Consider the following 15204-nt stretch of genomic DNA (forward strand, 5'->3'; position numbering starts at 1 on the left):
ACTCGATAATCGAGATTAAAACCTGCTTGCCGGCAGGTGCTCCGACGTTTGCCTTGCCCGATTCCGTTCAGGTGGGCTTGCCCCGAGTAGTTTCACCTTTTTTACTATAACTAAAAACCCCCAACAAAATGTTGAGGGCTTGGCTATATCATTGGGCTACAATTAATAGAACCTGCTGTAGTCCGATCTTCTTCGTTCTTTAAACCTGGAAATATCAAAGACCAAAAATAATTCCAACGAATTGGGAATATATTGCTTGGCCTCACCACCAAAGGGCAATCTATAGTTTAATCCAAATTCAAATGTTTCCAAGGTAAGGCTTGTGGCAAAACCTATTTCGGAAAAAGAGGCATTTTCCAAATAGCTGAGATGTTCATTTATGCCAATACTAAAGTTGCCCAGGGTAACATCCTGATAGAAATCCAATCTAGTATTTGGGCCTTGTATAGTCACTGCATTAAATAAGTATAAATAGGAATGTTCCGGCAATTTGGCCTGTCCGTATTTATTAATATCCATTTCATATCCAAACTGCCCGGATATCAGCATGTTTAAATTTACATTATTCTCGCTTTGTTTGGATGATATTCTTAGCTGATTCAAATGTTTTAGGGAGAGCCCAAAAAGGGTATTGATATCGTTATGGATCAAAACGGATGCACCCATATCCAAATAGCCAACATTTTCAGAGGCTGTAATGGGATCTATGGTATTGGCACTAATTTGCCCGGTAAATATGTTTATTTGATCCTGAAAGGTAAGATTGTTAAAATCGTACCTGTAATTGCTATAGGCCGCAGTAATTCCGGGATATACGATCCAATCGTTCTTTAAAACCAATTTGTACATATAGCTCAATGCCGCAGAAGTATAATTAAACCCTGAATTGTTCAGGTTATTATTGAACAGATCTACGCCCAGTTGAAAATTGTATTCTTCAAAGGCCGTTGAGCCAAAGGCATATTTGTGCTGGGATTGGTTTCCTTGACTTTGACTGGCAAATTCGGCCAAGACCCCTATCCTAGTCTTATCCTTAAAAGCATGAAAACTGGGGTTTAAGGAAGCCGGAACCTTGCTTAGGTTGTTCACAAATTTTTCCTGAGCGTTCGCCCCCAACGTAATAAAAACAATTAGTAGGGTTATTAGATTAAGTTTCTTCATCTCTATCTTAATATTGAGGCTTCGCCAGTTTTGGTTATTTGGTTGTTGTCTTTCGTTGTTCCTACAAACAGATATCTGAAGGAAGTGTTTTTATAAGGTTTTCCCGAACTATAATTGCCGTTCCAACCCCAATTTACGGGCATGGAATCAAAGTCATAGGCCACGCTATACACCAATGAGCCCCACATATCATAAATCTGAAAGGTAAACGAGGCCATCCCGGTAAATTCGCCCTGGAAGTAATCGTTTATTCCATCCGCATTGGCAGAGAATACATTAGGGAACATTACGTCATAACCGTTACCTACCTGCACATCTTGTTGTACCGTTTTACTACAGCCCTCCTCATTATATAAAGTTAGGGTGGTAGTAAAAATACCAGGATAACTATATTTATGCACGGTCATAATACCGTCCACATCCGGATCAATGTTAATTATGGGACTTCCATCTCCAAAATCCCACGAAGCATTGCCATATCCTGCCTCACTAGTTATACTGAATCGAATATCCTCCTTGGCCATCAATAGGCCTGTAATTTCATATTCGTCCGAGGTATATGCAAATGTCGGATCCGTTACCCCTGCACTGATAGGCATGGTAATTCCACATCCTTGATCATTTACTACATTAAGGGTAGCGTTATCCAACGGATTTCCAATTTGAACAGAGTAAGTATTGGTACCTGTTTTTACGGATGGCACAAGGGCACCTTCATAGTAAAAACTTAAATCTCCAGGTTGACTATTGAAAACCGATACCGAAATACTTCCGGGATTGCCCAAACAAAGTGACTGATCCAGAAAAGGTCCGTCTAGGAGCTGAAGTGATTCCGCTTTATTAATGGTAATAATTTCCTGATAATAATAGGCTGGATCAGCATTGGTACAACCATTTATATTACTTGTAATGGTAAGTCGCAATCTTCCTTCCTCCAATCCGTTCAATTGTGTTACGTTTTGTCCAAAAGGAGTAAACACAGGATCGGGATTATTGGCTGTTCCGGCTGTTTCTTTTTCCCAAACAATATTATACGGTCTAAGGCCACCACTTACCGTAATGGAAATAGCTCCATCGTTGGTAGCACCACAGCTTACCGGGGTGATGGACTTGACTACGGATATAGGACTGTATGTTGTGCTAAAGGTAAATTCAATTTCTTCTGATGAACAGTCGTTGCTGTCGGTAATCGTCAACCAATAAGAACCTGGCACCGCATCAAAACTGGTAATGTCCTGGGCCACAAAATTATTGGGACCTCTCCAGTCATAAAAGTAATACGGGTTGTTATTTCCATCCATAAACGGCTTTCCACCAGAAATCAAATTGGTATTCAAACTAAAGGCGTAATCTGTTTCACATGGCGCAAGAGTATAGGATTTGGCACCGGTATAATCCATGGCCTCATAACTATCCATGGTAAACGTTTCTACAACACATTGGTTGGCATCGGTTACCTCTATAACATGACTGTTATTGGAAAGCGAGCTTATTGTGGTTTGGGTATTGGTAAATATTACAGGAGTTCCACCGTCCAAAGTATACTGAAAAGGTGATGTACCTCCCTGAACCCTAAAAGTAAAATCCCTTCCGGTACTGGCATCCACACAAGTGGTACTGCCACTAGTTACCTCTGTGGCACTAAATACGGTGGGAGCCGTAATAACAAACGTCTGTCTAACGGTACATGGTGTATTGGCATCGCTATTGGTATCAATAATTACCACTTCGTAGCTACCTCCACCCAGATTGGTAAGACTGGTGTTGTTGGTAGAATAACTTGTTCCGTTTTTGTACCAGTTTATTTGTAATTGGCTGCTAGGGTCAGAACTTATCTGTATGCTAATTTCAGCATTGGCATCACCGGCACATTGCAACTGCTGGTTGATTACCTGAACGCTACTGATTTCCAATTGAGCTTTTGAAGCCACATTCGCAGTATAGGTTGTTGAACAACCAAGCTGGTCCGTTACGGATAGTACATATACCCCAGGTGCCAAGTTGGTAATATTTTCTGTGGTAAAATTGGCATTATTGGGACCTGTCCAACTAAAATTATAGGGCGGATACCCACCTGTAACTGTTGTAGCTCCAATGTTTAAACTAATGCTACCATCATTTTGACCATAGCAAGTGGCATTATCCACTACTACGGATGCCTGATCAAATTGTAGCCCCATGGGCAAGGTTACTGATTGCGATTGCTGTATTCCACAAGAGGCATCCTGTACACTTATGTTGTAAGTAGCTCCACCAGTTAAATTGGTGTAGGTAATATTCGGATTATTGGATGTCTGTACCAATGTTGTACCGTTGGGCCTTGTAAGCGTAAAGGTGAAAGGCGCAATGCCTCCAGTGCTATAGGCTGTAATGGCCGTATTACAGGTATCCCCAATATTCAAGGTCAATACCTCGGGTTCCGATACTATAAACGGTGACGATGTGGTTCCGCAGAATTCATTGTACACTGTTAATTGGTAGGCTCCAGCTGTAAGATTGCTTATGCTCAAAGTAGAAGCCGTAAAGCTGTTATCCCCAATTTTGGACCAAACATAAGTATTGGCCACGGAATTAGGTTGTGTTACTACATTGGTGGCACTGGCATTTGGATCACTTCCAGTACTTACATATGCCGTAAATCCAATCCCCGCAACCTTGGCGGTCAAGGTAATTTCATGGAAATTGTTTGCTGCTATGGCCGGACTTAAGTTAGCGCCGGTTGCAGCATTTATTTTTTGGGCAAGGGCAGCAGCTACCTCATTATTGTCCTGCGGCTGATTAATGCCGTTCAAAGTAACTTGGTGATCATAGACCTTACTGTCGATAATGATACTATATGTATTGCCTAAAGTTGGAGTGCCGAAAAGCGAAATTGTATTGATTTGCTTCTGGGCCGTATTACCTCCAGTGATTCTTCCGTTAGGTATTACAATACTTCCATCATTGCCTCCATTACAGCTTACATTGGTGATGTCGTTGTCAATGATGGCATCATTGTCTATAATGGCATAAGGGATTACAGTTACAATTTTCGGCGAAGTTTCCTCCGCACAGGCCACACCGTTCAATGTACTGGTAACTATTCTTTTAAAGTAGGTAGAAGTAGTAAGGGTACTTGGCGGGGTATAATTTGGCTGGGTGGCACCGGCAACGGCAGTATAAGTTTGATTGTCCGGGGAAGACCACCACTGGTATGTCAACACACCTGCACCAGTGGCCGATTCCTGTTCCACAATGGCCAAAGGCTGACTTCCCTCGCATACCGATTGATTGTCCGTTATTTTTCCTGCATAAACCGAGTTTAAAGTCACTTTTACTGCGTTGGATTCTACAACACAAGTCTGGTCTACCAAACTGGTTCTGGTAATAGTCCGCTTATAATACATAGTAGTTGTTGGGACCGGAGGTGTATAGGAAGCAGAATGCACAGCGATATCTGTCCAGGTCGTGCCATTTGGCGAGGAATACCAGTCATAGGTTTGGTCCACAAAGGTGCTGCCACCGGTTACGGTCAAGGATCCCGGTACAACCCCTTCACAAATGGTTTGATCGTTTACTAGGGTTCCGGGCAATAATTGTTCAGTAACCTGTACAACAATAGTATTACTGTCTTCCGTACAAACCACACTGTTAAGGGTGGAAGATGTTGTCCTCTTAAAATAGGTCGTTGGATAATTACCTGCCTGTGGGTCATAAGTGCTGTTTACGGCTCCATTGATCATGCCCCAGTTACTGTTATCCACAGAAGAGTACCATTGATATTTTAATACTCCCTCTGCAGTTCCATCTACGGTATTTCCCAGGATAGCCGGATCTTCCCCGTAGCATATTTTTTGATTGCCTGAAATAGTACCAGCGTCCACATCATTGACAAAAATTCTAATTACATTACTCGGAGTATAGGATAGCTCGCAGGGAATACCGTCGACAGTAGCTAGGTAATCCCTCCTATAATATTTATCATCGGTAAAGGCCGTTCCGGGGGTATAGGTTTCACTGGTTGCTCCTATAATTTCAGTAAAGGTAGATCCATCATTGGATTCGTACCATCTAAAAGCCAAATAAGGCAATCCTTCTATGGCGCTGGGGTTGCCAAGGGTCGGGGCCATGGTATTATAACAGATGGTAATATTGTTGCCAATATTGTCCGCTTGTGGCACCAAAACCGTTACGGGGTTGCTGTCCACTACACATTCCACCCCGGAAATATCCGTGCTTGTGGTAGTTCTAATATAGGTTGTTGTATTTATGATATTGGTCGGGTCGTAACTAGTGCCGGTAGCACCAACAATCGCTACGCCATTGGCATACCATTGGTAGGTTAAGGTCTGTCCTGTAGAAGGGGTCAACTCTTGAATTAAGCTAGGATCATCCCCGCTACAAACTACCTCTTCATTGGTTCCATTGCTACCGTTCGCATGGGTTGTACCTATAGTACCTCCCGTGGCATTTCCACCGTTTATGATTTCCAGAACGTTACTGGTTACCGTACAGGATAGACCATTTAAGGTAGAAGTGGTAATTCTTCTATAGTAATTATCCTGTGTTACCGAAGGCGGGTCATAAGTAGCTGCGGTAGCTCCTGCAATGTCTGAATATGAAACATTATCATTGGAAATCTGCCATTGGTAGCTTACAGTTCCTGAGGCAATCAATTGAAAATTAGTGCTAAAAGCCTGTGGATCTCCACCATTACATACTTCCGTACTTCCGGTTGCCCCGGAAGAAAAAGTGACTCTATGGCTGGGTCCATTGTCAAATTTATTAACGTAGATTATAACCGGAGTGGTTATGGCTTCGCAAGTGACGCTTTGCAATGTTGAAATAGCCTTTCTTCTATAGTAGGTTTGTAGATCCCCATTGTTTACTGGGGTATAGGTAGCTTGATTTGTATTGGCAATATCGGCCCAAGTGCTCCCATCTGGAGAACTCTGCCATGTATAGCTTATAGCACCGTTGGAACTTGCATCGGCGGAACTGGTAATCGGTGCCACAAGGCTAGAACCACAGACGGTTTGGGTTTGTGAAATAGACCCTTCGTTCAAGGTGATTAGGGTAACCAAGGTTGGAAGACTTGAGGCCTCACAAGTATTACCGTTATTAGTGTTGGTAACGTTTCTCCTAAAATAGGTCGATGTTGCCAATCCTATGGAAAAACTTAGGCTTTCACCAGTTTCCCCGCTCATCACGGTGTAATTGACATTATCGGTGGACGAATACCATTGAAAATTAATCCCTGTACCTGCAGGCGTACCGTTGGAAACTGTAATGGTTGATGGGGTATCACCTTCACAAATGGCTTGGTCCGCAGACCCTTCCCCTCCAGAAATGGCTCCGGCTACAGTGATAGTAACTTCATTGGTGTATCCAGTACACACCTTACCGTTTAAGGTGGTGGTGTTCAATCGTCTATATTTGGTAGACGTTGCCAGTACGCCAGGGGTATAAGTAGACCCTGTGGCGGAAGCTATCGGGCTCCAGCTTACCCCATTGTCGGTGGAGGATTCCCATGCATAGGTTAGATTGCCGGCGGCGGTCGTATTTGCTATATTAATAATGGTGCTGGGGGCTTGTCCTGCACAAACATTCTGATCATTGCCAATTGTGCCTACATTTAGGCTGTTTACAAAAACAGTGCTTACAGTAGAATTTTGTAAACATACTTTGGCATTATTGGAAACTATGGTTTGTCTTCTATATCTTGTAGTAACAGATGGTGCCCCGGCAAAATTATATACTGCATTGGTTTCCCCGCTAATATTAGTAAAACTCCCTGTGGTTGCCGATTGCCATTGGTAGCTAATGTTGGGACCTGCTGCTGTGGCATTGTTAATATTTATTGCATTGGGTGTTTCCCCTGCACAAATAGTCTGGTCGGCACTTGCCGTTCCTCCGTTAATTTGACCAAGAACAGTGATTTCTATTTCATTGGTATAGTCCGAACATGTGTAACTATTTAGAAGTATGTTGTCCTCTCTTCTAAAGGTCGTGGTCTGTGTTAGGGCACTTGGCTGGTAGTCCGCATTATTGGCTCCAGAAATTGCGGCCCATGAACTTCCATCAAATCGCTCCCATTGGTATGAAATTGTACCTGTACCCGAAGCATTGGTATCCGATGCTATGGCACTTGGAGCTTCATTGTAACAAACAGTTTCAGCGCCCGTAATACTTCCTACCGCAAAATTGGTATAAGTTATGGTAGCCACTGTACTAACACCTTGGCAACTTGCACCGGAAACGGTGGTAACTCTTCTAAATTGTTCTACTCCAGGATTTAGGTTGGCACTGGCGTTGTAATTGCTCTGCGTGGCGCCACTTATGTTTAGCCAGTTACTGCCATCGTATTTCTGCCATTGATAGGTTCCATTGTTTTCGCCATTGTTTATCGTCAACAATTGTAATTCGCTTAATGAACATATATTTTGATTGGTGGCCGTACCTCCCAATACGGCGGAATTTACAATTATGGAAACCGCCGGGGTTTCCTTAAAACAACTAAATCCGTTCAAAACATTGGTAACCCTTCTTTTGAAAGAAGTGGTTTTGGTTAAAGCGCTAGGTTGATAAAAATTATCGGTTGCTCCGGGAATTATATCCCAAGGACCTGAATCGTTTTTGTACCATTGGTAGGTTGTGGTTCCAGCAGGGGTGACTGCCACATCCCCAGCGGTGCTTAATTGCTCCGGAATTTGGGTGGCACAAACGTTTTGGCCTGTTCCTTCTGTTATGCTACCGGCATATAATTCATTTACGGTAATAGTTGCTACCGTGCTGATTTGTGTACATGTTTCCCCATTTAGAGTAAATGTAGTTGCACGTCGGTACCTGCTTACTCCATTTGGGAAGGATGGCTTATCTACCACCAATATTTCGGTGTTGGAATTTGCAATGGCCGTCCAGGTTCCGTTAACATCTTTTTCCCATTCAAAGGTTCTGGTTTGGGTGATATTGGAACCTGTAATACTTATGTTCTGTACATCGTTGATGGCACAAACCTGTTGATTAACCCCTGTGCCTCCAGTAAGAGCGGTGAAAGCTACGTTGGCAAGGGTTTGATTATCGGCAAGTCCGTTCACCATATTGGTATTACCTCCCAATACATATTTTAGGTTGCCGTCTGTCGTTGTTGAATTTGGTATAAGTTGAATCCTTACATTTTCTATGGTAAATACATCCAAGGAACCTTGGGCGTTGGTGGTCATGGTAACTTCCAATCTGGAGGGATTACCAGGGTCTTGGGCTACGGATGCGCTGGTAATATCGGTACCTGCCTCGGTAAATGCGGTTGCCCTGATTTCAAAATTGGAGGGAGCTACAATGTAGAAGGTGAAGGTACCCGTGCCGAAATCGGTGGCCAGGGTTTCTGATAGTACTAGGTTTCCAAGATTAAGTTCGGTCTGTGGTAGGTTGCTGCCACAGGAATTGAAATTGGTGTTCTGCACACTGGTAGTAACCTGAGCGGTACTAAACCAAGCATTAAAACTAAACAACAAGATTAGCAGCAGTAGTTTTTTGGTCGATTTTATCATGATTTTGCCCCTTTATTTTATAATCGAAGTGAAATAATACTTCATTTATCCACTTTGTAGGAAAGACCCTATAACGAGGTTGTGCTGGGATATATTGCGGTTATTAATAGGTATTAGAGCCCTTAATAACGGTTTTGTTGTGAAACTGCATTTAACTGTGGTGAAACGCAATTCCCGTCGATCAGCTATGTGAAAAATTAGCCCTGAAATCCAATTGCAAAAAGGCTGATTTAAATTCCTTCAATTAGCGACAAAGAATCGGCTGATTGGCCACATATTTTGCTTGAACGGGCTTGTTTTTGTCAAAAATTATTGAGTTCAAAATAGAGTATTTTGATTGCCAAGCCTGGGATATTTTTGTTTTGTATGTGAGGTGTTTCAAAACAGGAAATAAGGGAGTTTGTTATAAACTGGCATTTGCGCGTTTTGACGATGCTAAAAATGAATAGTACATCAATTTAAAACTGATTGTTCTTCTTCTTAATTTAGGTCATGAATAACTAATGGGAATGACTGATACTTCAAGACTTTCGATGTATCATAATATTTGTAGTTTCATTTTTTCGAATCCCGATTTGGGAGCGGCACAAACAGGACAGCAATAATCCCCACTGAGGTCTGCAAATGGAGTTCCAACGGCGACCTGCGATTTGGCATCACCATAGGTCTCATCATAAACGGTGAAACAGGAACTACATTGATACACTTCCTTTAATATGTCCACATTCGTATTCTTCGGAGCTTCCTTTTTGGGCACAGCCCGCCCCAGTTGATCGAAATAATTTTTACTAAGTTCCATTAACAGACCCGGTAGCTCTATCTTGTCCACGTCTTGGGCATACGCTTGGTATTCCTGAGTATTGGGGTCAAAATTTTTAAAGTGTAAAACATTGTATGTGGGCCTTACTGCAAAGCCTTTCACTATAGTGGGTTGGGTGTTCTTTTCAATGATAACAGATGAGAAATGGGTTCGTTTCCCCGATTCATTACTGATTCCAAAGGTTAATCCATAAGTACTGATGTCGTTTTGGTCAAAACTCAACACCAAGAATTTTTTCAGCTCCAATGCCTCCATATCATCCACAGGTAGATGCCAGTTCATTTCCAATTGTGAATGTCTAATGTTAATACCCTTTTGTCCCAAAAAACGTTCCAGTTCTGGCCTGCTGGAGCTTTTAATACCTTTGATAATAAACGATTTCCATGGCGTGATGCATATTTTCCCTATGCTGTTGTCCAAACAAAAGCTACATAATTTTTTAAGAAAATCAAGATCATATCTATTGTTTCGCCAATAAAGTCCTAGCCAGTATTGATCCAGCCCCATTCTGTTCATTCCTTCATAATAAGGAAATTTAATGTAGGGAACCACCAGCTCCCGTTCTATTGTTCTGTTATTGGCATCCAATTTTTTATTAAGTATAAAAAATAGTTCATCAATGTCCGCGATGTCCTTGTAAATATCCTCAATGGCCTTGGCTACAGTGTTTATGTCCCAACTGTAAATAAGCACAGGGTAGTATACGGATTTGCTCCAGTGCGGAAGTTTAATGTTCAGGTACCAATAATCCTCACTATCCGAAGCAATAAAGTTAAGGTTGCCATTAAAAATAGGAACCAAACGTTGCTTGGGGTCGGTGATGTTGATCTTTAATTTGGGCAGATAATCAAAACCCTCCAAAATGTATAAATAAGTGGATCCCTTGAGCCAGTTGGTCATATCAAAAATATCTGCTGACACATAGGAAGTTACTATATTTTGGTAACTTCTATCGCTAACAATATCGGTGTTGAATTTTGATATTTGTTCCAATTGTTCCTCCTTGGCATTTTGCAAAGGGAACAACAAATCTTGCCGCGATCCAAAAAATACTTCTTTCAGCCCCCCTGCTTCCAACATGGCAATGATATCCTTTAATTCCCCGGGAGAAGTAACTCCTCCCTTGATCAATATTCGGTGTAAATCATCATTCATAACACTATTTTTTATGTGGTAACTGTTTGTAACTGTTTGCGCAAAATATCCTGTATTTCCGGTTTGCAACTTCCACAGCCAAGTCCTGCACCAGTCTCCGAACACAGTTTGGAGAATTCTTCACACCCTCCATTAATGGTTTCAATAAGATTGCCCTCCCCTACTTGACTGCAAGAACAAACCAATTTTCCTTTCAAGGGCACAGAATTTGATTGCCCCCTTAACAATTCGTTCCGCTTCTCAGATAGTTCAATTTCCTCTTCTATAAGTCTTTTAAATTCGGCAAACTCGTTTTTATCCCCCATTAAGATGGCCCCTTTTAGGGTGTCATCTTTTACGATGCATTTTTTATAATATTTCTTGCTGACGTCCATTAGGATAATCTCTTCATAACTATTGTCGTCTACGGGAGCATTCACCATTCCCAGACTACAGAGGTCCAAGTTTTCAAACTTTAATATGTTCATAAGGATAGATCCATTGTAGATACTGCTAAAATCGCCCAAGATGTATTTTGCGGCTGTATCTGCCTGTTGTTCGGCTGCAGAAGTAATTCCAAAAAGGGCATTTCTAAATTCCGCAATCTCCCCAAGGGCAAAAATATTGGGATCACTAGTTTGCAAATATTCATTAACTACCACTCCTCTGCCGGTCTTGAGTTCGGAATGTTTACCCAATTCAATATTGGGACGGGTACCAATAGCATAGACTATGGCGTTGCACTTTAAAGTCCTACCGGTTTTTAAGGTAATCGAAAGCGTATTCGTGTCATCCCTTTCCTCGAATACAGTACTTACCTCATTATCAAAATAAACCTTGATTCCCCTATCATTGACATCCTCTGCCAATAGTCGACTTGCAATCCTATCCAACTGTCTTTCCATTAACCTTGGGGCACGTTGAATAATACTGATATTGACATTTCTGTTCTTAAGCGCCGCTGCCAGCTCCAGCCCCAAAAGTCCTCCTCCAACAATAACCACATGTTGTTCCTCGGCAGGAAGGCCGGTGGCCCCTAAATATTTACGTAATTTATCGGCATCCCCTCGTTCTCTCATCGTAAAACGGCCCGGCATGTTTATTTGCACCTCACTAGGAACAAAGGCCCTACTACCAGTGGCCATTATTAGGATATCATAGGCATGTTCAAAACCATTGTCGTCCATGACCGTTTTATTTTTCCTATCAATTTGGGTTACCCCTAGGCCAGAATGTAGGGTAACATTTAATTTCTCAAGTTCCCCTTTTTTTAATTTTTCCAATGCTTCCCAAGAAAGCTCCTCGCTAACATATTCTGGGAGTAATACCCTATTATAGAAGGGATCCTTTTCCTTGGAAAAAACGTGAAGTTCATCTGTTTCATTCTTCTCCCTATAGGTCTGGATAAATCTATAGGCAGCAGCTCCTGCACCGATAATTAGAATCTTCTGTTTCGGCTTTACATATTTTGCCACTTCCACGGCACAATATTTAAAATCAGGTTCTTTGGACACGGGATCTACCAGATCATTGGTCAAATTATTGGCCCTTCCAAAGTCGTTATTGAGCACCTTGCCCCAATGCATTGGAAGGAAGACTACTTTCTCGCGTATATCAAAATTCACCTTCACTTTAACCCGGACCGTTCCTCTCCTACTTTTTATCACGGCTATATCTCCATCCTTTAATTTTCGCAAATAGGCATCCACTTTGTTCATTTCCAAATAGGGATCCGGAATATGGGTAAGCAGACGTTTTACCTTTCCGGTTTTTGTGCGGGTATGCCATTGGTCCCTCACCCTCCCGGTATTGAGAATCAATGGATATTCGGGGGTTGTTGTTTCGGACTTGTTGTAAAGTGCTGTAGGGGCATTGAAGTGCGATTTTTTATCGTTGGTAAAGAATTGATGATCCGTAAACAACCTGGGGGTACCCTTGTGTGTAGTGTGGGGTACTGGCCATTGGAAGCTACCCTCTGTCTTCAATCGATCATGGGACAGGCCGGATATATCTATTTCGGTGCCCTTTGTTAAAAGGCAATGTTCATCGTATACTTCACTTGCATTCTTATAGTCAAATCCATGATACCCCATTTTTTGGGCGAACTTCCATAAAATTTCTGCGTCCGGTAAAGCCTCTCCTGGCGCATCGATGACTTTGGGAAGATAACTTATCCGTCTTTCGGAATTGGTCATAGTCCCTTCCTTTTCCAACCAGCCTGCGGCCGGTAAGAGCAGGTCGGCAAACTTGGTCGTCTCCGAATTGTGCGAAATATCCTGAACTACCACAAAATTGGCATTTTTTAGTGCCTTTTCAGCTTTGTGTACATTGGGCATGCTCACGACGGGATTGGTGCAGATTATCCATACGGCCTTCATTTTTCCACTTTCCAGAGCGTCGAACATCTCAGTGGCGGTATAGCCGGGCTCGGATTTTATTTCTTTTCCACCCCAAAAATCCGACACTTGCTTGCGGTGTTTGGGATTGCCCAACTCCCTATGGGCTGCGAGTAAGCTGGCCATACCCCCTACTTCCCTTCCACCCATGGCGTTGGGCTGCCCGGTAAGCGAAAATGGTCCTGCCCCAGGTTTTCCGATCTGCCCGGTGAGCAGTGACAGATTCATTAATGCCACGTTTTTGGAAACACCAATGACACTTTGGTTGAGCCCCATAGTCCACATACTTATAAAAGCATTGGCGTTGCCTATATACATGGCCGCCTTCTTGATGTCCTCTACAGGAATTCCACAAAGTTCGGCAGCCTTTTTCATCGAAAGTTGAAAGGCGCTCTCTTTAACCGCATCGAAATTTACGGTATGCTTTTTAATGAAGTTTCTGTCTATTTTTTTCTTTTCAATCAACCAGCGGGCTATGGCATTGAAAAGAATTACATCCGTTCCCGGTAAAATTTGTAAATGAAGATCCGCCGCGGCACAGGTCTGTGTTTTCCTAGGGTCTACCACTATTATTTTTACGTCCGGATTGTTCTCCTTGTGATTTTCTATTCGTCTGAATAGGATGGGATGACACCAGGCTGGATTTGCCCCTGCGATGAGAAAGCAATCCGAAAGCTCTATATCTTCATAAGAAATGGGCACAGAATCCTCGCCCAACATTTTTTTATAACCCACAACGGCAGAACTCATGCAGAGCCTGGAATTGGTATCTATATTATTGGTGCCAATAAAGCCTTTGGTCAATTTATTAACCAAATAATACTCTTCGGTAAGACACTGACCGGAAACATAAAAGCCAACACTATCCGGACCATGTTTTTCTATAATGCTTTTAAATACGGCTGCTGCCCTGTCAAATGCCGTATCCCAAGAAACTCTTTGTAAAGGGTGATTTCTGCTCCATCTCATTTCCGGATATAAGATCCGGTCACTAACATCCTGGGCCACGTAATTAAGATTCTTCCCTTTGGAACATAACATACCTTTGTTAACGGGATAAACTTGATCTCCTTCAACACTAATATTGCCCTTAGAGTCTTGTTCCACCACAATGCCACACCCAACGCCACAGTAGGAGCAAATAGTTTTATGTTCGTTCTTTTTCTGCATAAAATCCTTGTATTAAAAGAAACCAATTAAATATGATCTAAAATTACCAAATTAAGTATAAATACGTAGTAATTTATTGATAATAGTTGGGCAGAATATTGACGAAAAGACAATAAAATTGCTTTTTCATTGGATATTACAGAATATATATATGCCTAGAACGACTTAATTATACTGTAAGTCAATAAAAAATAGCTATTTAGGTAGATTAGACCAGTTTATACTCCTGAGCTTTTTTGGCAAGATCCATAAGATTATTTACGCCCATTTTTCGCATTAAATTAAAGCGATGGGTTTCAATGGTACGTTTGCTTTTTTGAAGTTTTTCAGAAATTTGCTTGTTGGTAAGCCCGGAAAGGACAAGTTCCAAAATTTGTAATTCCTTACTGGTGATCCCAAAGGAGTTATTTCCGTTTTTTGAGGGAAGCTTGCTTTCCTGTTTTGTCTGTCCCTGATTCAACAGATTGTTTACCAAAACATTGGAAATATCACCACTGAAATATTTACCACCTTGTTCAACTGTGGAAATGGCCTTAAGAAACTCGGTTTTTCCGGTATCCTTCAATAAATAACCACTGGCTCCTGCGTTAACGGATTTTAGGATATACTCCTCAGAATCGTGCATGGAAAGTATAATAGATTTGGTGGTTGAAGAATGTTTTTTGAGTTCCTCTACTGCTTCTATACCATTCATTTCGGGCATTCGGATATCGATGATCAAGAGATCGGGTTTTTTATCCAATACCATTTGAACGGCCTCCTTACCATTGGAGACCTCCCCAATGACTTCATAATTGGCATCTTCTTCCAATAATGCCCTAATACCATCCCTTACCAGGGAATGGTCATCGGCCAATACAATACGCGTCGTTTTATCCACAATAATCTGTTCTTTACAAACAAATATAGGATAAAATTAAAACTAAGTATTCATACGGTGAAAATAGATGTTGCAATTTTGAATGTAAACCTCAATCACAAAGGCATTTTACAT

At 41.8% G+C, this 15204-nt stretch carries 5 protein-coding genes; all 5 read right to left on the bottom strand.

Annotated elements, in window-relative coordinates; genetic code table 11:
- Positions 1–162: 162 nt before the first annotated feature.
- Positions 163–1161: a type IX secretion system membrane protein PorP/SprF gene (locus MWU84_RS03225; RefSeq protein WP_246898176.1), complete on the bottom strand. Its 999-nt coding sequence runs from the start codon at positions 1159–1161 to the stop codon at positions 163–165.
- A 2-nt stretch (positions 1162–1163) separates the two neighbouring features.
- On the bottom strand, positions 1164–8690 hold the full coding sequence (locus MWU84_RS03230; RefSeq protein ID WP_246898178.1) for a gliding motility-associated C-terminal domain-containing protein: 7527 nt from the start codon (positions 8688–8690) through the stop codon (positions 1164–1166).
- 538 nt (positions 8691–9228) lie between these two features.
- Positions 9229–10665, bottom strand: a complete 1437-nt coding sequence (locus MWU84_RS03235) for a rubredoxin (RefSeq protein WP_246898180.1) — start codon at positions 10663–10665, stop codon at positions 9229–9231.
- A gap of 11 nt (positions 10666–10676) precedes the next feature.
- Positions 10677–14210: a nitrate reductase gene (locus MWU84_RS03240; RefSeq protein WP_246898184.1), complete on the bottom strand. Its 3534-nt coding sequence runs from the start codon at positions 14208–14210 to the stop codon at positions 10677–10679.
- A 208-nt stretch (positions 14211–14418) separates the two neighbouring features.
- Entirely contained in the window at positions 14419–15090 is a 672-nt protein-coding gene (locus MWU84_RS03245; RefSeq protein ID WP_246898186.1) for a response regulator transcription factor, read from the bottom strand.
- Positions 15091–15204 lie beyond the last annotated feature (114 nt).

The organism is Arenibacter sp. F20364, assembly GCF_023015905.1.
Lineage (GTDB): Bacteria > Bacteroidota > Bacteroidia > Flavobacteriales > Flavobacteriaceae > Arenibacter.

Excerpts from the sequence above, each read along its gene's own strand:
- MWU84_RS03235 (WP_246898180.1), bottom strand. The coding sequence starts at position 10,665 with ATGAATGATGATTTACACCGAATATTGATCAAGGGAGGAGTTACTTCT.
- MWU84_RS03225 (WP_246898176.1), bottom strand. The coding sequence starts at position 1,161 with ATGAAGAAACTTAATCTAATAACCCTACTAATTGTTTTTATTACGTTG.
- MWU84_RS03230 (WP_246898178.1), bottom strand. The coding sequence starts at position 8,690 with ATGATAAAATCGACCAAAAAACTACTGCTGCTAATCTTGTTGTTTAGT.
- MWU84_RS03240 (WP_246898184.1), bottom strand. The coding sequence starts at position 14,210 with ATGCAGAAAAAGAACGAACATAAAACTATTTGCTCCTACTGTGGCGTT.